Genomic DNA, 22205 nt, shown 5'->3' with positions numbered 1-22205 from the left:
ACCTCCTGCGCCGCGAGGGCCGCACATGGTCGCTTCTGCAGACGCAGGGCGACCATGTGCGACTCCTCTCGACGCGGGGCATCCGCCCGCGAGAGTCCCGAGTCAGGCGTTGGCTGCGGCGATGAGCTGATCGACCTGTGCGCGGTCGATGCCCATCCCGGGGAAGCCGGCCATCCGGCCGATCGGGAATGACGCCATCATCTTCATGATGGCCTCGTCGCCCATGATCCCGGCATCCATCGCGCCGTCCGCCTGCTCCCGCATCGCCGCGAGCTGCTGGGCGACGACCGGACCGACGACCGGGTGCGCGAGCACCTCGGTGATCGACGAGTGAGCGGTCAGCGGAAGGCGGACCTCGTCGCCGCCGACCTCGACGAAGGCCGTGCCCCGGATATCGCGGCTGGATGCTGCGACCTCGACCCGATAAGAGCCGCCCTCGACGACGAAGCGATCGACGCGGATGTCCCAGTACGCGAGGTCCTCGCGACGGACGACCAGTTCGACCTCCCGCCGCGACCCCGCAGGGACCTCGACCGAGGCGAAGGCCTTGAGTTCGCGCGGGGCGCGCTCGACGTTCGACGCCTCGGGGGCGACATAGACCTGCACGACCTCGCGGCCGTCGCGGCTCCCGGTGTTCGCCACGGCGAGCGACACGACGATGTCGCCGTCGGCGTTCACCGCTGCGGTGGGCTCACCGTACGAGAACGTCGTGTACGACAGACCGTGCCCGAACGGGAACGCCACCTCCATGCGGCGCGCGTCGTACCAGCGGTATCCGACGAAGATGCCCTCGGAGTAGCGGACGTGCCCGAACGAACCGGGGAAGCTGCCGAAGGCCGGAGTGTCCTCCAGACGGTGCGGGATGGTCTCGGCGAGGCGACCAGAGGGGTTCACCGCACCCGTGAGCACGTCGACCGTCGCCGATCCGCCCGCTTGTCCGAGCAGCCACGCCTCCACGATCGCGGGGACCTTCTCGGCGAACGGCAGCGTCACGACCGCACCGTTGGAGAGCACGACGATCGTGCGCGGGTTCACCGCGACGACCGCGTCCACCAGTTCGCGCTGCACCGCTGGCAGGTCGAGATGCGCGCGGTCGAAACCCTCCGACTCCTCTGCATCCGGCAGCCCCAGGAACAGCACGACGACGTCCCGTTGCGCGGCGAGCACCACGGCCTCATCACGCAGCGCCTCGGCATCCGCCCCATTGAACGTGAACCCCGGCGCGAACGCGACCCGGTTCCCCGCGACATCGCGGAACGCATCGAGCGCGGTGTCGATCCTGGTCGGATTGATGTGCGAGGACCCGCCGCCCTGGTAGCGCGGGGTGCGTGCGAACTCGCCGATCACAGCGACGGAGACCTCGGATGCCAGCGGCAGCAGAGCGCCCTCATTCTTCAGCAGCACGATCGAGCGTCCGGCGACCTCTCGCGCGAGCGCATGGTGCGCGTCGACGTCGAGCGGGCCCGGGACCGGCGGACGCTCCTGCGCCTTCGCGACCAGGTCGAGTACGCGCTGCGCCGCCGTGTCCAACACGTCCTCGGCGAGCCGGCCGCCGCGGACGGCGGCGACGATCTCGGCATCCGTCTCGCCGCCGCTGTACGGCATCTCCAGATCGAGTCCGGCGGCGAGAGCGGCGACGCGGTCCTCGACGGCACCCCAATCCGACACGACGAGGCCGTCGAAGCCCCACTCGTCGCGCAGCACCTGGGTGAGAAGCCACGGGTCCTCGGAGGCGTAGACCCCGTTGATGCGGTTGTACGAGCACATCACGGTCCACGGCTGGGCGTCCTTGACGACGCGCTCGAACCCGCGCAGATAGATCTCGCGGAGTGTGCGCGGATCGACATCGCTGGACGAGCGCATCCGGTCGTCCTCCTGATTGTTTGCGGCGAAATGCTTGAGCGAGGATCCGACCCCCTGCGACTGGATGCCGCGGACGAGACCGGCTCCGATTCCACCCGACAGGAGCGGGTCCTCGGAGACGTACTCGAAGTTGCGGCCGCACAGCGGAGACCGCTTGATGTTGATGCCAGGGCCCAGGATGACGGCGACATCCTCGATCGCGGACTCGATGCCGAGCGCGACGCCGACGCGTTCGGCGAGCTCCGGATCGAAGGTCGAACCGAGTGCCGCCGCCGGCGGGAAGCATGTCGCGGGGACCGACGCGTTGAGACCGAGGTGATCGCTGGCCTCCGCCTGCTTCCGCAACCCGTGCGGGCCATCGGTGAGCATGAGGGAGGGCACGCCGGCGCTGTCGATCGCCTTCGTCGTCCAGAAGTCGGCGCCGCTGGTCAGGGATGCCTTCTGTTCGAGGCTGAGGTTTTCAGGAGTGGTCATCGGTTCACCTTTTCTTGGGATTCGGGAGTCGCCACGGGGATCGAGGAGCGGCCGTGCGGCAGGAACCACACGGGCCGGCGATGATCCTGCGCCAGTTGGGGCCAGAACGCCCACCAGAGCAGCAGCGCCACGCCCGCGCCACCGATCAGTCCGGCACCGGCGTCGCTCAACCAGTGCGCGTTGATGAGGGTTCGCTGCCACACCATTCCGACGGCGAGGAAGGCACCGAGCACCGCCCAGATCCGACGCGCCCAGACGGCGGATGCCGGGATCAACGCGAACACGCTGACGATGATCACCGCCATGCTGACCGCGTGCCCGGACGGGAACGAACCGTGGTCGACTGGGACGAGCGGGCCGAACAGTCCCGCCGCTGCGTCATCGGCGGGTCGCGGACGGTCGACCAGATTCTTCGTGAGTTGCGACAGCAGCCCGGGACCTGCGAGTTGCACCGCGATGACGAACAACGCGGAGCGCCAGCGTCCGACCGCGACGAGCACCAGCGGCAGCAGAAGCATCATCAACACGGCGCCGGGCAGCTGTCCGAGGTGCTGGAAGAGTTGCGCCCACGCCGTTCCGGGAAGAGACGATGCCGGGTCCACCCCGGCGAATCGTCGCCAGGCATCGTCCACTGCCTGCGTCCAGGGGGACTCCGGAGCGGCGAGCACGCCGACGGCCAGCAGGAGGAACGCGACGAGCAGGCCGAGGGCGGTCCAGAGCATCGGGCGCGGCCGCACAGCGTGATGGCGCGCCGGCACGGCCTCCGCCGGGGCGACGGCCGTCACGATGCGAATCCCCGCAGCGGACGGACCGAGGCATAGGCATCCACGACGTCCCGTGTCTGCGTGTCGTACACCCGCACGATTCCGCGGTCCTCCTGGTGTCGCTCCCAGCCGGGAACGCCCGTGACGATGAACGCGACGGCGGCCGAGTGCACCTCGTCGGCGAGCGCTTGCGGGGGGTTGGGGCCGGCGAGCGGCTCCATGGCCGGTCCGTCGAGGCAGTCGAAGAAGAAGGGCACATCGAGGCAGTGCTCGGCGAATCCGAAGGTGCCGGAGGGCCACGAGAATCGGTACAGCCACGTGGGCGCCTCGGCGCGATCAGCCGCAATGTTCACGAGTGGAGCACGGAACATGCGATCGGTGAGATAGCGACCGGCGATGCGTACGGAGCCCTTGGCCACGACGTCGGCGTTCGCGGCGAGATAGGCCCGCATCGCCGCTTTCGGCATGCCGAGCTTCTTCAGCAGCAACGACTTCGGCACCCAGCGCAGGATCTTCGGAGCCGCCGACAGCGCCATCGTGAACTCGTCATCGGTCGCGCCGAGTACGAGGGGCTTATCGGCACCGATGCCGGCACGCAGCGCCTCCCGCGTCGACCTGGGCAGGAGATCACCGTCGACGGATGGGCCGAGGGCGAGGCCCTCCTCGATCATCGAGGTCAACGAGTCCGGCCCGAGCTGCGTCGCCTTCTTCTGCAGCTCCAGGAGCCGTTCCTCCGGCACCGTCCCGAACCCGGCGATCGTCGGCTCGACACCGGCATCCGCGGCGAGCACGCGCCCGAACGCTTCGGCCCGCGGCCGAGCCACATCGGCGAGCGCCCCGGAGATCGCGTACACGCCGTGGAAGAGGTGCTGCGCCTTCTCCATGCCCAGCAGCGTGAGCACCGCCCCACCGCCGGCGGACTGCCCGGCGATCGTGACGCGGCCCGGGTCTCCTCCGAACGCCGCGATGTTCTGCTGCACCCACTCCAGGGCGAGCAGCCAGTCCCGCACACCGCGATTCGACGGCGCATCCTCGATCCAGCCGAATCCGTCGAAGCCCAGCCGATACGACAGCGTGACGGTGACGACGCCGTCGCGATTGAAGTTGCGCCCGTCGTACCACTCGCTCGCCGGCGACCCCGCGAAGAACCCGCCACCGTGGATCCAGACCAGCACCGGGAGCCCGGATGCCGTGGGATCGGGCGTGAAGACGTTGACGTTGAGCGTCGACTCCCCTGGAACGGACGGCTCGGGAATGAGCGTCACACCGGGATCGCCGCGTTGGGCGGTCGCCCCGAACCCCAGCGCATCGAGCACCCCGTCCCACGGCGCCTTCGGCACCGGAGCCTGGAATCGCAGCGCTCCGACCGGCGGCTCGGCGAACGGGATGCCGAGGAAGGCGGCCGAGCGCGGCCTGCCTCTGCCCCCTGTCGTCGGTCTCCAGCATCCGCGCACCCGCCCGGCTGCCGTCTCCACCTCGACGTATTCGGTCATCACAGCATTCTTCTGGTCGATGGCGGTCATCAGCGCACTCCTCTGATCGGCGCGGTGGCGATGGCGGCGAGGATCACGAACACGATCCCGAAGACGAACAGCATCGGATACCCGCCGAACGAGGTGATGATCACGGCGGCGATCGCCGGGCTCATCGCCTGCGGGATGTTCGTCGCGATGTTCAGGATGCCGAGATCCTTGCCCGCCGACGTGCCTTCACTCGGCAGCACCTCGGTCATCAGCGCGGCATCAACGGCCATGTACAGGCCGAATCCGATCCCGTTGATGATGCTCATGGCGATCATCCCGGTCATGTCCGGCATCAGCAGCGGCATGGCGAGCCCGGCGACCATCACGAGGGATGCCGCGTAGATGAACACCTTGCGGCGTCCGACCTTGTCACTCCACCAGCCGGAGACGGCGATGGCGAGCAGCGTGGGTACGAGTGCGACGAGGGTCAACGTGACGACAGCGCCCTGCGCCTCGGTCAGGGACATGCCGATGTAGTCGGTGAGCAGGTACAACTGGTACGTCGTGACGACGAAGTATCCGAGGATCAGCAGGAAGCGCGCACCGAACGCCCAGGCGAAATCGGGATGGCGGCGCGGGCTGATCCAGAAACCCCGGAAGAACGCGCCCCAGCGGAAGCCGTCGACGGCGGCATCCTTCGATGACCAGTCGCGATTGACGACGACGAACAGCACCGTCACGACGAGCACCGCGACACCGAAGACCGAGTAGCCGACCCCCACCTGGGCGGCAAGACCGGCCGCGAGCATGATCCCGACGGTCATGCCGAGCTGCGTGCCCAGGCCCATCATGGCACTGGCTCCGCCGCGCTTGGAGCGCGGGAACCGGTCGGCGGTGATCGTGGTCAGCGGGGCCTGGAAGAAGTTCAGCGCCACCTGGATGATGACCCAGAACACGGTGATCCACAGGAGGTCGGTGAGGGATCCGAGGCCGAAAAGGAAGATGGCGCCGACGACGGCTCCCATCACCATCCAGGGTGCCCGGCGGCCGAAACGTGAGCGCGTGCGGTCGCTGAACGCGCCGGCGAGCGGCTGCGCGAACAGGGTGAAGACGAACGAGATCGTCGTCACGATGGCGAGGTTCTGCACCTTGTTCGCCTCGTCGATCATCGCGACCTGCGACGGGAGCAGGATCGCGATGAGTCCGCCGTAGGTGGCGAACAGCGTGAGCGAGGCGATCAGCAGGCTCGGCAGCAGCCGTTTCGTGGCGGGCGGGCTGGCTGCGGCTTCGCCGGGAGCGGGAGCATCCGTGGAGATGGTCCCGGTGGGCGCCAGATCTGCGGCCGGGTCGGGCGTGGATTGCATTGTCATGGTTCTGCTCCTCTTTGAGCACGGTTCACGGGGTAGGACGAGCCTCGGATCGGGGCCGAAGCTCAAAAACCAAACGTCGTTCGGTAATCAGGATGGCAGGACCCGCGGTCCGGCGCAAGAGGGAAACAGAATGACGTTCGGTTTCTTCCGATCGGCGTGGGCGGATACGCTGAGGCCATGTCAGGACGAGCCGTGTACGCGAAGGGAATCGCGAAACGCGAGGAGATCCTCGAGGCGGCGCTCGACGTGATCGCGACCCGCGGATACCGCGGCGCATCAGTACGCGAGATCGCGGAAGCGGTAGGTCTGAGCCCCGCCGGCCTCCTGCACTACTTCGAGAGCAAGGAAGAGCTCTTCATCGCCATCCTCCGTGCCAGAGACGAACGAGACGTTCGCACTTACGGCACCGACGACGCGATCGAGACCCTGCTCTCCGTCGTCCGCCACAACTCCGCCGTGCCAGGACTCGTGCAGCTGTATGCACAGCTCGCCGCCGAAGCCGGTGACCCCGCGCACCCCGCGCACGCATACTTCCGTGAGCGCACTGCGCTCGTGGAGTCGGCCACCCGCGCGCAGGTCGCCCAGGATCAGGAGGCCGGGTTGATCCGGGACGATCTCGATCCGGCGTGGATCGTCCGCTCGGTGCACGCACTCGCAGACGGGTTGCAGTCCGCCTGGATGCTCGACCCCTCGATCGACATGGCCGCGGAGATCGAGCAGTTCATCGCCCTGCTGCGACCGGCATCCTGACGGCGCACTGATCGACGAGCGTCACCTCGCCTAGCGAGATCCGCCGGCGGATGATCCGGATTCGATCGGAACCGGCACCGATGCGATCAGCAGGCGCGTGTAGTCGTGCTGCGGAGCGTTGAGGATCTGCTCCGTCGGCCCCGCCTCCACGATCTCGCCCCGGCGCATCACGATCGTCTGCTCGCAGACCTTGCGCACCACGGCGAGGTCGTGGCTGATGAACAGCAGCGTCAGGCCTTGGGCGCGACGGATGCCGGCGACGAGATCGAGCACCTGCGCCTGCACCGAGACGTCCAGTGCACTGGTGGCCTCATCCATCACCAGCAGCTCGGGCTCCACGGCGAGCGCCCTCGCGATGGCGACTCGCTGTCGCTGCCCGCCCGATAGCGTGCGCGGCCCCGCGGTGAGATGCTCCTCGCCGAGGCCGACGGCGGTCAGCAGCTCCGTGGCCCGCGACCGCGCCGCCGCCCCGGAGAGACCGGCGTGCAGACGCAGAACGTCTTCGATCGCCCGTCCTGCCTGGATCCTCGGATCGAGCGACAGGTACGGATCCTGGAACACCATCTGCACGCTCTTCGCCCTGGCCAGTCGAGCGGCCGCGGAGCGGTCCGCAGCGCCGATGGTTCGTCCGCCGATCCGGATCTCACCGCTGTCGGGTGATTCCAGACCGACGATCATCCGTGCGAGCGTGGACTTCCCGGAACCCGATTCTCCGACGACCGCGAGGGCGCCGCCACGCGGTACCACCAGGTCGGCCTCGGCGACCGCCGTGACGGCGCTTCGGCCGCGCGGGTGATAGGTCTTCGTGACGGCGGAGACCGACAGCATCGGCTCGGCCGCGACGACGTCCGGGGCCGCGGCCGTGCTTCCCCCGGTGAGCTTCGGCGTGGCCAGGACCAGTTGCCGCGTGTACTCGGCAGCAGGGGCCGTGAGGACGTCGCGGGCGCTGCCCGTCTCGACCACGGCGCCGTCCTTCATGACGACGAGACGATCGCACAGCGCCCCGGCCAGGTTCAGGTCGTGGGTGATGAACAGCATCCCCATCCCTCGCTCCGCGCACAGCTGGCGCAGCACCGCCACGATCTCGGCCTGCGTGGTGACGTCGAGGGCGGTGGTCGGCTCATCGCAGACGAGCAGCTTCGGCGAGGCCGTCAGGGCACCGGCGATCATCACGCGCTGCAGCATCCCTCCGGACAGTTCGTGCGGATGCTGCGCGAGATGATCCGCGGGAGCGGGAAGCCGCACGTCGGTCAGCAGTTCGAGAGCGCGCTCGCGCGCCCGCGCCCGGTCCCACCCTTCGCAGAGCCGCAACGCCTCGGTGACGTGATCGCCGATGGTGCGCATCGGGTTGATGCCGGCCCTCGGGTCCTGGAACACCATCGCCGCGCTGCGCCGACGGACCTCGCGGCGGGAATCGGCATCCCGGAGCGGTGACCGCCCATCGACCGTGACGGTGCCGCCGACGCTCGCGCGGTCGGGCAGGAGTCCGAGCACGGCTCGCGCCGTGAGCGACTTGCCCGACCCGGACTCGCCGACCAGGCCGACGGTCTCGCCCGCGGCGACAGCCAGGCTGATGCCGTGCAGCAGCCGCGCCCCGCTCGGCAGATCGAGCGTCAGGGAGTCGATTTCGAGAACGTTCATGCCGGGGTCTCCCCACCGATGCGATCGGAGAGCTCTTCGCCGATGATGTTGACCGCCACCACCACGATGACGACCATGACGGCCGGCGCGATGGCCGGCAGGAAGTGACCCGCCGCCACACCGGACTGAGCCTCGTTGATCATCGCGCCCCAGTCGGCGGTCGGTGCCTGCACGCCCAGGCCGAGGAACGAGAGCCCTGCCAGTTCGGCGAGCACGTACCCGAAGTTCAGCGTCGACTGGGCGCCGACGATCGGTGTCACGTTCGGGAGCACTCTGCGCACAGCGATCCAGCCGCCGCCGAAGCCCTGCACACGGTACGCCGAGACATACGGCCGCGTGCGCTCTGCTGCCACCAGCGACCGCGTGAGCCGGGCGACGAACGGCGCGTAAGCGATGCTCATCGCGATGATCGGCGCGACGAGCCCCTTGCCGAACAGGGCGACGGCCATGATCGCGATGAGCAGCGAGGGGAATGCGAACAGGACGTCGAACACTCGACTGAGGGCCGCATCCACCCAGCCGCCGCGCCACCCTGCCCACAGGCCCAGCAGGATGCCGATGACGGTGGAGAAGACGACGACCAGCAGCGGGCCGATCAGCGCGGTGCGTCCGCCGTGGATGATCCGGCTGAGCACGTCGCGGCCGAGAGCATCCGTCCCGAGCCAGTGCACCGCAGACGGCGGTGCCAGGAAGGACGTGAAATCGACGGCATCCGGATCGTAGGGGGCGAGCAGCGGCGCGAAGATCGCAGCGAGCGCGACCAGCGCGAGCACGACGACGCTGCCGAGGTACAGGACTCGCGGACGCCGCTTTCTGGGCGCGCGCAGCACCCGCATGGCGAGCGTAGGGGTCGAAGATGTCATCTGGCACCTGTTCCGGCAGCGGATCGCGGGTCGATCCAGGGTTCGAGAACGTCGACGATGGCGTTCATCACGACGAAGACGCCGACGACGAGCAAGACGATCGCCTGCACCACGGGGAAGTCGAGCCGATCGACGGACTGCACCAGGAGCGACCCGATCCCGGACAGACCGAAGGCCGCCTCGACGATGGAACTGGCGACGATGAGTCCGGCGACGAGCACTCCGCCCACGGTGAGGATCGGACCGAGCGCATTGCGCAGAATGTGCCTGCGCACCACGGCCCAGCGGCCGACTCCGCGACTCGTGGAGACCTCGACATGCTCGCGGCTCGACTGGTCGACCATCGCCGACCTGGTCACTTTGGCGACGAGCACGATGAAGACGATCGCCAACGCGATCGACGGCAACGTGAGGTGGCGGACCATGTCGAAGAAACCGTCGCCGGAGCCGAAGGACGGAAACCAGCCCAGCTGCACCGAGAAGATCGCGATGAGCACGATCGCACCGACGAACGACGGGATCGCACCGAGCACGGTGAGTCCGATCAGGATGGCCCGGTCCGCCGCCCTTCCGCGGTTCAAGGCAGCGACCGCGCCGAGGAGGAGACCGACCACCACGATGATCGCACCCGCCATCGCGACCAGCATCAACGTCACCGGAAGCCGATCCCCGATCACGGCGGTGACATCCTGGCGGTACTGCAGCGAACGACCGAAGTCGCCCTGCAGCACCCCCAGGATCCAGCGCAGGTACTGCTCGCCCGGCGACAGATCGAGACCGTATTGCGCGGTGACCTCCGCCACGGCCTCGGCGGTGGGCTTGCGCCCGCGGAGCAGGAACCGGATCGGGTCGCCGGGCACCAGGAAGCGCGAGAAGAAGACGAGCAGCGACGCCAGGAACAGCGTCAGCAGCAGCCCCCCGAGCTTCCCGGCGACACGGCGGGTGGCTGTCATCGGGCGCCGATCGTTGCTGCCCAGGGGTAGTAGAGGAAGGCGACGGAGGGCTGGACGCCCGTGATGCGCTCACCGAGATACAGCGAGATCGGCGCTTCGAACAGCGGCAGCCAGGGCAGCTGCTCGTTCGCGATCTGCTGCGCCTTCGCCGTCAACGCGCCGCGCGCGACCGGGTCGTCGATCGTCGCTGCTTCGTTGACGAGGGCATCGAATTCAGGATCGGACCAGTTGCCGTAGTTGCTGAAGTCGCCGGTTCGCAGCACCGAGTACATCTCCAGCGCATCCGGGCTGGAGAGATACCAGCTCGTGTAGAACAGGTCCACGCCTTCGCGTGCGCTGGGATCGGAGAACAGCGTCGAGTAGGCGCTCGGGGTGACCGTCTCGACCGTGACGTTCAGGCCGATCGACTTCGCCGCAGCAGCGGTGGCCTGCGAGATGACGGAGAAGTCGTTGCTGATGGGCGCCGTGACGTATGTCAGCTCCGCGCCCTCCGCACCGGCCTCGGCGATCAGCTTCTTCGCCTCCTCGAGGTTCTGTTCGTAATCGGCGACGTCATCGAAGGCCGCCGTTCGAGCGGAATCGGATGCCTCCTGCCAGACGGATTCCGTGGTCATCACGTCGGTCCGCTCACCGATTCCGCGCAGAGCGGCCTGGAGGATGCCGTCCCGGTCCATCGCGAGCAGCAGCGCCTTGCGCACGCGCACATCGCCGAGCGGACCCTCGAGATCACTCACCACGACGGATCCGACGGCCGTGTTCAGACCGAACAGCACGTCGCCCTTGCCCGCGGCCTGCAGGGTGGGCACCGCCTCCATCGGCAGCATCCAGGAGCCGTCGACGCTGCCGGACTTGAGCGCGTTGACCCGCGCCGTGGCGTCGTTGATGAAGACGAACTCGACCTCACCGGAGCGCGCCTTGAGGTCTTCATCCCAGTAGTCGTCGTTGCGGGTGAGGGTGATCGACTCGCCGGACTCCCAGCGGTCGAGCGCGAACGGCCCTGTGCAGTTCACACCGCCGGTGGAGTTGCCGTAATCGGCGCCCTTCTCGGCGAGAGTGGCCGCCGATTCGATGACGCCCGCAGACCCGCCCATGCCGAGGTTGAACTGCGCGTCCGGCCCGGTCATCGTCACGGTCACTTCGCGGTCGCCGGTCTGCACGATGGATGCGACGTTCTGGTAGACCGAGTACCAGAACGATCCGACCTCGGGATCGAGGTGCCTGTTCATCGATGCGACGGCGTCGGCCGCGGTCAGCGGCGATCCGTCATGGAAGGTGACGCCCTCTCGGATCGTGTACACCCAGGTCATCGGATCAGGGTGAGCGAACGACTCCGCGAGGCCTGGGCTGAGCGAGTAGTCCGGGTTCAGCCTCAGCAACGACTCGCAGACGTTGGCGAGCACCGAGTTGTCCGGATAGTCGAAGGCGTAGGCGTAGTCGAGCGAGTACGGCTCGGCGTAGCTGGCGAACGTGAAGGAGTCGATATCACCGCTCGGCGCGGCCGTCGTCGCGGTGATCTCCCACTCGACGGACTCGTCGGAGCCTGCGCCGTTCGATGCAGCGGAGCTGCAGGCGACGAGGGCCGCGATGGAGAGGATACCGGCGGTTGCGGCGACGCTGCCGCGGAGGAACGTGCGGTTCATCAGGACTCCCTGCTGGTGGTGGTTTCCGCGGTGTAGACGGGCTGCCCCTCGATCCAGGTCGACGTGACCCTGGTGCGGTACAGCTCGGATGCCGGAACGTCGAACGGGTTCGGATCGAGCACGACGAGGTTCGCGAGGTATCCCTCGCGGATACTGCCGGTGTCGTCGTCACGCCGGTTCACGTAGGCGCTGCCGGAGGTGTAGGCGGCGAGCGCGGTCGCCAGATCCAGGCACTGATGCGCTCCACCCAGCGGCGGCTGCTCGGATTCCGGGTAGGCCCGGTTCACCGCGATGTGGATCGCGGCGATCGGGTCGGCGGTGGAGACCGGCCAGTCGCTGCCGGCCGCGAACCGCACGCCCGCGCGGGCGAAGTCCCCGAACGGGTACTGCCTGGCTTCCTGCCCGTCCTGCAGGAACGGCAGGGTGAGCTCGTCGAGCTGGTCCTCGTGGGTTGCCCACAGCGCCTGGATGTTGGCGATCGCACCGAGCTCGGCAAATCGAGGGATGTCCTCTTCGGCGACGATCTGCAGATGCGCCAGGTGGTGGCGCCCGTCGATCGCGCCGTTGCCGTCGCGCGCCTCCTGCAGGGCATCCAGTGCCTCGCGGACGGCGCGGTCACCGAGGGCGTGCATGTGCACCTGCTGGCCGGCGGCATCCAGCGCCGTGACGTAGTCGCGCAGCCTGGCTGGGTCGATGAAGCTGAGACCGTGGTTGCAGGTGTCGTGACCGGCGTCGTCACGGTAGGGAGTGAGCATCGCGGCGGTCTGGTTCTCGGCGACACCGTCGACCATGATCTTGGTCGATGCGAGATCGAGGCGCCGGTCCGGATGCCTGGCCTCGATACGCGCACGACGGGCGACCATGTGCTCGACCTGCTCGATCCCGCGATCGCGCACCCACCACTGAGCACCGACGACATGGACCTTCAGGGTCCCTTCATCGGCCGCTCGCTCGTAGGCGGTGAGAGGATCGGCGATTCCGGCGACGCTGGATCCGACCATGGCATCCTGCCATCCCGTGATCCCGAGGGCGATGAGGTCGTCCTGGGCACGGAGCAACCCCCGGTAGGCGAGCTCCGGTGAGGTCTTCGGGCGCACATCCTCGAAGAGGTCGCCAGCTCCCTCGTGGAAGGTGCCAGCCGGGTAGCCATCGGCCTCGCGCACGACACGGCCGTCTTCCGGATCCGGCGTCTCAGCGGTGATGCCGGCGTACTCGATCGCCGCGGTGCTCGCCCACGTGCTGTGGTGGTCCCTGCTCTGCAGAAGCACCTTGCGGCCGCCGGCCGCCTCGTCCAGGATGCCGCGTGACGGGTTGCCGCCGGGGAAGTGGTCCATGCCCCAGCCGCCGCCGAGGATCCACTCCTCATCGGGGTTCGCCTCCGCATACGCGCGGATGATGGCCGCGGTCTGCTCGGCATCCTCGGCGTCGGTGAGGTTGCACTGCAGGAGCTCGATGCCGCCGCCGACCGGGTGAATGTGCGCGTCCTGGAAACCGGGGCTGAGCAGAGCGCCCCGCAGGTCGATCCGCGCGGCATCCGGCGAGACGATCCCCTCGACGGCCGACTCGGGCACGACGGCGGCGATGCGCCCGTCGCGGACCACCACGGCCAGGCCGGTGAGCGGCTCGCCGGTGCCGGTGAACACCGCACCGCCCTGAAACACGATCTCGAGCGCCATCGCTCTCCCTCTTCTCTGAAGTGATTTCGCTCACGCTAATCGGCTCGCAAGGCATTGTCAACACTGTTGACCACAGCAATGACAGCACCTAGGTTCGAAGGAGCGCTCTTCGACGCCGGCGGCCCACCTGCTGACATGATGAAGCGAACGAAAGGAGGCGCCCATGCCTGCGGTGTCCGATCACGAACAGACCCCGAAACGGGCTCGGCTGGATCGCGCGCTCATCGTGGAGGCCGGCTTGGAGCTTGCGAGCACACCGGGCGTCACCACGATCTCGGTCCGCGATCTCGGCGCCAGACTGCGAGCCGACCCGACCGCCATCTACCGCCATTTCCAGAGCAAGGATGCCCTGATGGGCGCGCTCCTCGACGAACTCAACGGCCGTGCGGCCGCAGCCGTTCACGCGCCGGCCGAGGATTGGGCGGAGCGCCTGCGCGAGCTCTCCATCTCGACGCTCGACCTGTACATCCAGCATCCGGCGATCGGCGCAGAGGCGATGAGTCTCACCACCCACGGTTCCGGAGAGCTGGCCGCGATCGAGCTCATGCTCGACGCCTTCCGACATGCGGGACTCGACGGCGCGGAACTCGTGCAGCACTACGCCCTTCTCGCCTCTCACGTGCTCTCGCTCGCCGCCGGAATCGCGCGAGCACGGGCCGAGCACCCGAGCGAGACCGACGAAGGCGACCCCTGGGTGGATGCCCCGCTCCTGGCCGATCCTCGTCGGTTCCCGCTGATCGCCCAGCACTCGCTGATGCTGTCCGAGCTGCAGGACCGTGATCTGTTCCTCCGCGGAGTCGACCTCGTCATCGACTCGGCGCGGCGCACGGCATCCGGCAACTGAGTCGCGATCGGCCCCTTGCGCAAAACTAGTTTTGTTGCAAAACTACCCCGGTGACTCGAAAGAGAGTCTCAGAGGGAGAGATCGATGAAGATCATCATCGTCGGCGCGGGCATCGGCGGACTCGCCGCGGCGATCAGCCTGCACGAAGCCGGACTCACAGACGTCACCGTGTATGAACGCAGCGCCGCCATCCGCGGCCTTGGCGTCGGGATCAACCTGCTCCCCCATGCCGTTCGAGAACTGACCGAGCTGGGCCTCGCGGACACCATCGCCGACCTCGGCGTCGCGCCGGCCACGCTCAGCTACTTCAACCGCCATGGTCAGCCGATCTGGAGCGAGCCGCGCGGCCTCGCGGCCGGGTACCACTGGCCGCAGCTCTCGGTGCACCGCGGGCGGCTGCAGCTGGCACTGCGCGACCTCGCCGAAGCGCGCCTCGCCGAGCCGATCCGTCTCGGGCATCGCCTCATCGGCGTCGCCTCGAATTCGGACGGCTCCGAAACCGCGCGCTTCTCGACCGATGCCGGCGACGTCGACGCCACCGCCGATCTGATCATCGGCGCCGATGGCATCCACTCCGCGCTCCGCGCTGCACGCTACCCGGCCGAGGGCGCCCCGCCATGGAGCGGTCTCACACTATGGCGCGGGGTCAGCCGGATCCCGGCTTTCCTCGACGGGCGCACGATGATCATGGCCGGCGACGGCGAGCAGAAGTTCGTCGCGTACCCGCTGTCCGCGGCGGATCCCACCGGGCGGATGCTGGTGAACTTCATCGCCGAGCGCCGAGTCGGCGGCTCCGGCGACGCCGACTGGAATCGAGCCGTCGACCCCGCACCGATCGCTGAGCTGTTCCGCGACTGGAGCTTCGACTGGCTCGATGTGCCGGCCACGATCGCGGCGGCGGACGAGATGCTCGAGTATCCGATGGTCGATCGCGACCCTCTGCCGCACTGGACATTCGGCCGAACGACTCTGCTCGGGGATGCCGCGCACGCGATGTACCCGAACGGCTCGAACGGCGGCTCACAGGCGATCCTCGACGCACGTACGCTCGCCTTCCACCTGGCCACCGCCGACACGATCGACGAAGGCCTCGCCCGCTACGAAGCTGCCCGCCGCCCACGGATGACCGCGCTCCTGGCCGGCACCAGGGCGACCGGTCCGGAGCGGGTCATGCAACTGGCGCACGAGCGTGCTCCACAGGGCTTCGGCGACATCGACGACATCATCCCGCTCTCCGAGCGCGAACGGATCGCCGCCGACTACAAGACCGCCGCCGGTTTCCTGCCGACCATCCTGAATGAGCGCCCGTCGCTCACCCCGGCCCGATGACCGCGTTCGACGCCGCGCGCCTTGCCGCGGTCATCTCCCCGCTGCGCCGAGCTCTGCTCGCGGCGACCCGCGCCGCGGCCCGGCTTCCGGAGCTGCCCGATGCGCAGATCGACGTCATCCGCGCGCTCCCGCGAGGCACCGCACGGGGGCCGGCCGAGATCGCCGCGCAGCTGCGGCTCAGCCGTCCGACGGTGAGCAATCTGCTCGGCACGATGGAAGCCGCACGCCTCGTCGAGCGCACCTCCGATCCGTCCGACGGCCGCCGCGTCCTCGTCCAGGCTTCGGATCGCGCCCTCGACCTGTTCGCGCGTTTCGATGCCGCGAGCGCCGCCATCCTCACGCAGGCGAGCAGCATGCTCAACGCCGGTGAGCGCGCCATCCTCGCGGACGCACTGCCCGTGCTGGAGCGGCTGAGCGCGGTTCTCAGCGAAGCAGATGCCGCGGCATCCGATGCACCGACAGCTCCGGAGGAGACCTCGCCATGAGCACCCCGCACACCCTGCTGCCCGTTCCAACACTGGAATCCGCGTTCGACGTCACCGTCGAGCTGGGCCCGATCGAGGACCACCATTCCACCAGCGCGGGCTCACGACGCGTCGTGCCGATCCTCGGCGGCCAGATCTCCGGTGCGGTGGATGCGGAGATCCTCGCCGGCGGGGCCGACTGGCAGCTCATCCGCCCCGACGGCACCATCGAGATCGACAGCCGGTACACGGCGCGCACGGCATCCGGTGATCATCTTCTGCTGCATGCCCGCGGCCTGCGTACCGGGCCTCCCGAAGTGCTGGATCGCCTGCGCCGGGGTGAGGACGTCGACCCTCGCGAGTATGTCTTCCGCACGACGGTGCAGATCGAGACCGCGGCCACGCACCTGGCCGATCTGCAGCGCTCACTGTTCGTCGCTGCGGCCCAACGGCAGGCGAAGGCCGTGCGGTACCGCGCCTATCGAGTGGACTGACCCGCCGCCGTGTCGGCTTCGCTCAGGCGATCCCGGTCACCTCTGCATGCGGCATCCGCTCGCGCATCACGCGGATCGCCTCGGGGTTGTCGTCGACGAGCACGGCATCGCGGCCCAACGCCGAGGCCACAGCCCCGGTGGTGCCGCTGCCGGCGAAGAGGTCGAGGACGCGGTCGCCTGGCCGACTGGACGCCCGCACGATCCGGCGCAGGATGCCCTCGGGCTTCTGCGTCGGATAGCCGGTCTTCTCGCGACCGGTCGTCGGCACGATGGTGTGCCACCAGACATCGGTCGGCAGCTTCCCTCGCGCCGCCTTCTCGGCGGTGACCAGGCCGGGGGCCATGTACGGCTCGCGATCGACATCGTCGGAGTTGAACACGTACTCCCGCGGATTCTTCACGTAGACCAGGATCGTGTCATGCTTCGTCGGCCAGCGGCGGCGCGACTTCGCACCGTAGTCGTAGGCCCAGATGAGCTCGTTGAGGAAGCACTCCCTGCCGAAGACCGCGTCGAGCATCACCTTGGCGTAGTGCGCCTCGCGGTAGTCGAGGTGCAGGTACAGCGTGCCGTCGTCCGCCAGCAGCCGCCAGGCCTCCTCCAGCCGCGGCATGAGGAACGCGCCGTAGTCGTCGAAGCGGTCGTCATAGGTGCGCAGCATCCCGCGCACCCGCTCGTAGGCATGGCCGTGGAAGCCGTGTCGCACCTCGCTCGCGGCCGACTGCGGTTCGTAATTCAGGAGATTCGGCTCGACCCCGGTCGTTTCGGCAGTGTCTGCGCCCGGTTCGGCAGGTTCTTCCTGAGTTGTGAACGTGCGCCGGGCGGTGACCACTTGCCGCTCCTGCGTACGCCCGGTGTTGAACGGCGGATCGAGGTAGACGAGGGTGAAGGATGCCGATGGCAGGCCTCGAGCGGCGGCGAGGTTGTCGCCTTCGAGGATTGAGACGGACCCGACCGCGGGCCCTTCGACGGGCTCGGGGATCGAAGGCGTCACGGCACCCGCTGCAGCCACGCCTCGGTGGCGAACTTCGACTCCACGAGGGCTTCGGCGGCGGCGAGCTCGTCCGGCGCGACCGCGCCGTCCTCGGCATCGGTGAGAGAGCGGAAGGTGTCCTTGAACCGCTCGATGATCTCGGCGCGGCTGAGTCCGGTCTGGCTCCGCAGCGGGTCGACGCGCTTCGCCGCCGATGTCGTGCCCTTGTCGCTGAGCTTCTCGCGGCCGATGCGCAGCACCTCGGTCATCGTCTGACCGTCGATGTCGTACGACAGCGTGGCGTGGTGCAGCACTCCCCCGTTGGCGAGGCGCTTCTGGGCTGCTCCGCCGATCTTTCCCGAGGGCGACGCGATGTCGTTGAGCGGCTGATAGACGGCGTCGATGCCGAGCGAGCGCAGCGCCTGCAGCACCCAGTCGTCGAGGAACGCATAGGAGTCGGCGAAGGTCATGCCCTGCACGAGCGAGGCCGGCACGTACAACGAGTACGTGATGATCTGCCCTGCGGCCATCAGCATCGCGCCGCCGCCGGAGATGCGGCGCACGACGTCGAAGCCGTGCCGCGCAGCACCTTCGGGGTCGACCTCGTTGCGGTACGACTGGAACGATCCGATGACGACGGCCGATTCGTCCCACTCCCAGATCCGCAGGGTCGGGCGTCGGCGCCCTTCACCGACGCGCGCGGTGAGCACCTCGTCGAGAGCGAGGTTCATGCGCGGCGAGACCGCCTTGTCGTGCACGATCTCCCAGTCGAAGTCGCGCCAGCCCGGCGCGGTCACGAGAGCGCGGCGCACGGCGGTGCCGACGGCATCCGGGGTGAACCCGAGCAGCTGTGCGCCTTGAGGAAGAGCCTGCCGCACGGCGGCAGCGATGGCCGTGGCGTCCGTCTCCACCGGCAGCCCGGTCACCGCGGCATTGATGTCCTCGAGTGCGGTGTCGGGCTCGAGGAAGAAGTCACCCGCGAGGCGGAACCGGGCGATCGCCCCGTTCTCGACTTCGAGGTCGACGACGACGAGCTTTCCGCCAGGAACCTTGTATTCACCGTGCACGGATCCAGCTTAAGCCGCGGCCCGTCGAGCTGCGCTCAATCCCGAGGCGGAATGTGCTTGTTCAGCCAGGAGAGCACGTCGGCACGCACTTCGGCCTGCTGCACTTCATTGAAGATCTCATGCCGCGCGTCGGGATAGACCAACGTCGTCACGTCGGTCAACCCCGAGCGCGTGCGGTATTCCTCGGCGAGCTTGTGCACACTGCGCGGCCCGCCCACCGGGTCGTCCCGGCCGACCATGAGCAGCAGCGGGATGTCCCGGCCGAGGTCCTTCGCCGGGCGGCCGTAGAGCTTCGCCGCTTCCACCGGACCGAAGAGCTTCAGCAGCGGCACGTCGGTGGTGAGCGGATCCTCGTCGAATGCGCGCCACACCTCCGGATCTGTCGAGAGCCACTCGAAGCCGGTCGCCTCAGGTCCCGCCCAGCGCGCGTTCAGCGGTGCCGGGTTCATCATCGTCGGCGTCCGCAGTGCGGATCCGGACAGGATGACGGCGTCCCATGCCTCCGGATGCTCGTTGACCAGCATCTGAGCGAGGAACGAACCCCACGAGTGTCCGAGCAGCACGAGCGGCAGGTCAGGGTTCTCCGTGCGGATGATGCGCGTCAGCTGCCAGATCGCGTCCTTCGCGGCGCGGATTCCGCCTTTGCCGAGCCGACCCAGCTTCGCCGGCCCGTCGTGCTGACGGATGCCCGTGCGCCCGTGCCCTCGATGATCGTCCGCGTAGACGGTGAATCCCGCAGCGTTGAGTGCGGCGATCAGCGCCGGATAGCGACCCGCATGCTCGCCGACACCGTGCAGCAGCTGCACGACTCCTCGCGGCGTGCCCTGTGCGGGATGCACGTCGTAGACGATGGCGATGCCGTCAGCATCAGTGAACTCACGCGTATCCATCACGCCCCCACCCTACCCACGGGCGCCCTCGTCGTGCAGAGTGAGTCAGCGCCCGAGCGCGGTGAGCACGGCGAACGCGGTGTCCCGATCGGTGACCTCGTAGCCGCCGACGCCGTCCGAGGCCGATCCCATCCGCACGCCGCCCGTTTCGACCACGGCGCGCTTCGCGGAGAAGTGCAGAGCATCGACACCGATCGCTGCGAGCACGGGAGCGGTCGCAGCATCCACCCCGCTGCCGGCCATGATCTCGATCTGCCCCGAGGCCTCGGCGACGAGGGCGCGGAGCGTGTCGATGCCGTCGATCGCGGCCGAGGCTCCCCCCGACGTGAGCACGCGGCGGAGCCCGAGATCGCGCGCGGCCACCAGGGTCGCGAGCGGGTCGGCGGTGACGTCGATGGCACGGTGCAGGGTGACGGATGCTCCGCCGCCTGCATCGCGCAGTCGCGTCATCGCGTCGATGTCGAGGCGCCCCGCGTCGTCGAGCGCGCCGATCACGACACCGGCAGCGCCCGCTCCGACGGCCCAGCGGACGTCGCGCTCGGCGATGGCGAGTTCGTCGGCGTCGTAGTGGAAGCCGCCGGCGCGCGGACGGATCAGCACGTGCACTTCGGGACCGGCCGGGCCCGCAGCCTCGAGGGTGAGCTCCAGCGTCGCCGGCGAGGGGGTGAGCCCGCCGAGGGCGAGGGCCTGAGCGAGTTCGACGCGCGCGGCGCCGACCTCCCGGGCGATGCGCATTCCGGGGGGGTCCTGCACGGCGATTTCCAGGGCGAGCGTTCGAGTCACGACATCCATTCTGCCCCGGGCTGCCGCCGTCCCCCGCATCAGCCCTTCCCTCCCGAAGAAGATTAGATAGACTAACTAAGTAATGTCTGCGTCTGATGAATCCCTCTCCCTCACCGCCACCGAACTCCGCATGGCCACGTTCCGGCTGGCGCGACGCCTGCGATCCGCGCGCGCCGCCGACTCGATGAGCGATACGCAGCTCGCCGTGCTCGCGGGCCTGCGCATCCACGGCCGCCGCACCATCTCTGCGCTCGCCGTGAGCGAGCACGTGACGGCCCCGTCCATGAGCAGCATCGTCAACGGCCTCGAGGAGCAGGGCTGCGTCGTGCGCATCCCCGACGAGGATGACCGCCGCCGAGTGCAGGTGGAGATCACGGATGCCGGCGTCGAGATCGTCGCCGAGACCATCCGCCGCCGCGACGAACTGCTCGCGGCGATGCTCGACGACGTCGACTTCACCGACGAGGAGCTGACGACCCTCCGCGAAGCCAGCGCACTGATGCGAAGGGTGGCCGAGCGATGAGCGCGATGTTCCGCTCCTTCTCCAACGTCAACTACCGGATCTGGTTCGCCGGCGCCCTGGTCTCCAACATCGGCGGCTGGATGCAGGCGACCGCCCAGGACTGGGTCGTGCTCACCGAGCTCACCGACAACGACGCCGCGGCGATGGGCGTCACGATGGCCCTGCAGTTCGCCCCTCCCCTGGTGCTGGTCAGCCTCACCGGCTGGGTCGCCGACCGCTTCGACCGCCGCCATATCCTGCTGGTCACCCAGACCGTGCTGCTGCTGCTGGCGGTCGCGGCCGGCGTCCTGCTGCTCACCGACGTGATGACGCTGCCGATGATGTTCGGTCTTGCCCTCGGATTCGGCGTCGCCAACGCTTTCGACGCCCCGGCCCGCCAGGCGTTCGTATCCGACATGGTCTCCACCGGCGAAACGTCGAACGCCGTCGCCCTCAACTCGGCATCGTTCAATCTGGCGCGCATGATCGGCCCGGCCGTCGGCGGACTGCTCATCGTCGCGATCGGCTCAGGATGGGTGTTCATCGTGAACGCCGCCACCTTCCTCGCGATGATGCTCGCCCTCCTGATGATGCGCACGCATCTGCTCGCCCCGCGCCTCAAGAACCGCAACCGCGGCGGCCTCGCCGCCGGCTTCCGTTACGTCTGGGGACGCGGCGACCTGCGCGTCGTGTTCGTGATGGTGTTCCTCATCGGCGCCTTCGGGATGAACTTCCCGATCTTCGCGTCGACGATGGCGCTGGAGTTCGGCAGCGGTGCAGACGGCTACGGCGTACTGAGCTCGATCCTCGCCATCGGCGCCCTGCTCGGCGCGCTGCTCGCCGCGCGGCGTGATCGGGCCAGAGTGCGGGTCGTCATCCTCGCCGCCGGCGGCTTCGGCATCTCGGCGTTCGTCTCGTCCGCCATGCCCTCGTACGCCACCTACGCGGTCACCCTGATGTTCACCGGATTCATGATCGTCACGCTGCTGACGACCGCGAACGGCTACGTGCAGATCAGCACTGATCCGGCGCTGCGCGGCCGGGTGCTCGCGCTGTACATGGCCGTGATCATGGGCTCGACCCCGGTCGGCGCCCCGATCGCCGGTTGGGTGGCGGACGCGTTCGGGCCCCGCGCCGCGATCATGCTCGGCGGTACCGCTGGTCTCATCGCCTGTCTGATCGGCGCCCTGTGGGTGCTGTCATCCGGACGACTGCACCGCCGGGAGGAGAGCCGCTTCCTGCTGACGCTCGACGAGACCCGCCCGCTCAGCATCATCGACGAGATAGACCCGGTCGAGTTCAGCGACACCGCCGCCCAGACGACGCCGATCCGCACGCCGCGCAAGGACTGAAACGCGCGCTGTCAATCCCTTCCGCTGCGCGCCCCGACTCGACGTACGCTCCT

20 protein-coding genes are annotated in these 22205 nt (G+C 68.6%); 7 read left to right on the top strand and 13 right to left on the bottom strand.

Going from position 1 to position 22205, the window contains the following annotated elements; translation table 11 throughout:
* Window positions 1-102: 102 nt before the first annotated feature.
* From MRBLWO13_RS07505 to MRBLWO13_RS07490, 4 genes are read right to left on the bottom strand one after another with little or no spacing between them, the layout of a single operon-like run.
* Window positions 103-2337 carry a glycoside hydrolase family 3 C-terminal domain-containing protein gene (locus tag MRBLWO13_RS07505; RefSeq protein WP_341977546.1) on the bottom strand — a complete coding sequence of 745 codons (2235 nt, stop codon included), beginning with the start codon at window positions 2335-2337 and terminating at the stop codon, window positions 103-105.
* Window positions 2334-3122: a phosphatase PAP2 family protein gene (locus MRBLWO13_RS07500; RefSeq protein WP_341977544.1), complete on the bottom strand. Its 789-nt coding sequence runs from the start codon at window positions 3120-3122 to the stop codon at window positions 2334-2336. The genes MRBLWO13_RS07505 and MRBLWO13_RS07500 overlap by 4 nt, the downstream gene beginning before the upstream one ends.
* Window positions 3119-4624, bottom strand: coding sequence for a carboxylesterase family protein (locus MRBLWO13_RS07495; RefSeq protein WP_341977542.1), 1506 nt, complete (start codon window positions 4622-4624; stop codon window positions 3119-3121). The genes MRBLWO13_RS07500 and MRBLWO13_RS07495 overlap by 4 nt, the downstream gene beginning before the upstream one ends.
* Window positions 4624-5934, bottom strand: coding sequence for an MFS transporter (locus MRBLWO13_RS07490; protein WP_341977540.1), 1311 nt, complete (start codon window positions 5932-5934; stop codon window positions 4624-4626). Before MRBLWO13_RS07490 ends, MRBLWO13_RS07495 begins: the two co-directional genes overlap by 1 nt.
* 177 nt (window positions 5935-6111) lie before the next feature.
* On the opposite strand from MRBLWO13_RS07490, the gene MRBLWO13_RS07485 reads away from it, so the two are divergent.
* Window positions 6112-6684, top strand: a complete 573-nt coding sequence (locus MRBLWO13_RS07485) for a helix-turn-helix domain-containing protein (RefSeq protein ID WP_341977538.1) — start codon at window positions 6112-6114, stop codon at window positions 6682-6684.
* A 30-nt stretch (window positions 6685-6714) separates the two neighbouring features.
* Here the strand turns inward: MRBLWO13_RS07485 and MRBLWO13_RS07480 are convergent, their stop codons facing one another.
* From MRBLWO13_RS07480 to MRBLWO13_RS07460, 5 genes are read right to left on the bottom strand one after another with little or no spacing between them, the layout of a single operon-like run.
* Entirely contained in the window at window positions 6715-8325 is a 1611-nt protein-coding gene (locus MRBLWO13_RS07480; RefSeq protein ID WP_341977536.1) for an ABC transporter ATP-binding protein, read from the bottom strand.
* Window positions 8322-9188, bottom strand: a complete 867-nt coding sequence (locus MRBLWO13_RS07475; protein ID WP_341977534.1) for an ABC transporter permease — start codon at window positions 9186-9188, stop codon at window positions 8322-8324. The genes MRBLWO13_RS07480 and MRBLWO13_RS07475 overlap by 4 nt, the downstream gene beginning before the upstream one ends.
* Complete coding sequence (locus MRBLWO13_RS07470; RefSeq protein WP_341977532.1) at window positions 9185-10141, bottom strand: ABC transporter permease; 957 nt, start codon at window positions 10139-10141, stop codon at window positions 9185-9187. The genes MRBLWO13_RS07475 and MRBLWO13_RS07470 overlap by 4 nt, the downstream gene beginning before the upstream one ends.
* Entirely contained in the window at window positions 10138-11781 is a 1644-nt protein-coding gene (locus MRBLWO13_RS07465; protein ID WP_341977531.1) for an ABC transporter substrate-binding protein, read from the bottom strand. The genes MRBLWO13_RS07470 and MRBLWO13_RS07465 overlap by 4 nt, the downstream gene beginning before the upstream one ends.
* Window positions 11781-13457: an amidohydrolase gene (locus MRBLWO13_RS07460; protein ID WP_341977529.1), complete on the bottom strand. Its 1677-nt coding sequence runs from the start codon at window positions 13455-13457 to the stop codon at window positions 11781-11783. The genes MRBLWO13_RS07465 and MRBLWO13_RS07460 overlap by 1 nt, the downstream gene beginning before the upstream one ends.
* 163 nt (window positions 13458-13620) lie before the next feature.
* Between MRBLWO13_RS07460 and MRBLWO13_RS07455 the strand changes: the two genes are divergently transcribed.
* From MRBLWO13_RS07455 to MRBLWO13_RS07440, 4 genes are all read left to right on the top strand, one after another.
* The gene (locus MRBLWO13_RS07455; protein WP_341977527.1) at window positions 13621-14301 is read left to right on the top strand and encodes a helix-turn-helix domain-containing protein; all 681 of its coding nucleotides are present in this window, start codon (window positions 13621-13623) and stop codon (window positions 14299-14301) included.
* 84 nt (window positions 14302-14385) lie between these two features.
* Window positions 14386-15630 carry a flavin-dependent oxidoreductase gene (locus MRBLWO13_RS07450; RefSeq protein WP_341977525.1) on the top strand — a complete coding sequence of 415 codons (1245 nt, stop codon included), beginning with the start codon at window positions 14386-14388 and terminating at the stop codon, window positions 15628-15630.
* Window positions 15627-16115, top strand: a complete 489-nt coding sequence (locus MRBLWO13_RS07445; protein WP_341977524.1) for a MarR family transcriptional regulator — start codon at window positions 15627-15629, stop codon at window positions 16113-16115. The genes MRBLWO13_RS07450 and MRBLWO13_RS07445 overlap by 4 nt, the downstream gene beginning before the upstream one ends.
* A complete protein-coding gene (locus MRBLWO13_RS07440; RefSeq protein ID WP_341977522.1) occupies window positions 16112-16588 on the top strand; it encodes a DUF3237 domain-containing protein in 477 nt (158 codons plus the stop codon). The genes MRBLWO13_RS07445 and MRBLWO13_RS07440 overlap by 4 nt, the downstream gene beginning before the upstream one ends.
* 22 nt (window positions 16589-16610) lie before the next feature.
* Here the strand turns inward: MRBLWO13_RS07440 and MRBLWO13_RS07435 are convergent, their stop codons facing one another.
* The 4 genes from MRBLWO13_RS07435 to MRBLWO13_RS07420 are packed head-to-tail and all read right to left on the bottom strand — an operon-like array spanning window position 16611 to window position 20307.
* Window positions 16611-17579, bottom strand: a complete 969-nt coding sequence (locus tag MRBLWO13_RS07435; RefSeq protein WP_341977520.1) for a site-specific DNA-methyltransferase — start codon at window positions 17577-17579, stop codon at window positions 16611-16613.
* Window positions 17576-18625 (bottom strand): lipoate--protein ligase family protein, encoded by a 1050-nt coding sequence (locus MRBLWO13_RS07430; protein ID WP_341977518.1) that lies wholly within the window; start codon window positions 18623-18625, stop codon window positions 17576-17578. Before MRBLWO13_RS07430 ends, MRBLWO13_RS07435 begins: the two co-directional genes overlap by 4 nt.
* Window positions 18626-18660: 35 nt before the next feature.
* A complete protein-coding gene (locus MRBLWO13_RS07425) occupies window positions 18661-19515 on the bottom strand; it encodes an alpha/beta fold hydrolase (RefSeq protein WP_341978319.1) in 855 nt (284 codons plus the stop codon).
* A 45-nt stretch (window positions 19516-19560) separates the two neighbouring features.
* Window positions 19561-20307, bottom strand: a complete 747-nt coding sequence (locus tag MRBLWO13_RS07420; RefSeq protein WP_341977516.1) for a copper homeostasis protein CutC — start codon at window positions 20305-20307, stop codon at window positions 19561-19563.
* A gap of 73 nt (window positions 20308-20380) precedes the next feature.
* Between MRBLWO13_RS07420 and MRBLWO13_RS07415 the strand changes: the two genes are divergently transcribed.
* Together MRBLWO13_RS07415 and MRBLWO13_RS07410 are read left to right on the top strand one after the other, a co-directional pair.
* Complete coding sequence (locus tag MRBLWO13_RS07415; protein WP_341977514.1) at window positions 20381-20821, top strand: MarR family transcriptional regulator; 441 nt, start codon at window positions 20381-20383, stop codon at window positions 20819-20821.
* Between the two features lie 5 nt (window positions 20822-20826).
* Window positions 20827-22152, top strand: coding sequence for an MFS transporter (locus MRBLWO13_RS07410; protein WP_341978317.1), 1326 nt, complete (start codon window positions 20827-20829; stop codon window positions 22150-22152).
* Window positions 22153-22205 lie beyond the last annotated feature (53 nt).

Source organism: Microbacterium sp. LWO13-1.2 (assembly GCF_038397725.1).
Classification (GTDB): domain Bacteria; phylum Actinomycetota; class Actinomycetes; order Actinomycetales; family Microbacteriaceae; genus Microbacterium.
The sequence above is the reverse complement of the archived record's forward strand: the minus strand, read 5'-3'. Positions and strand labels throughout refer to the sequence as shown.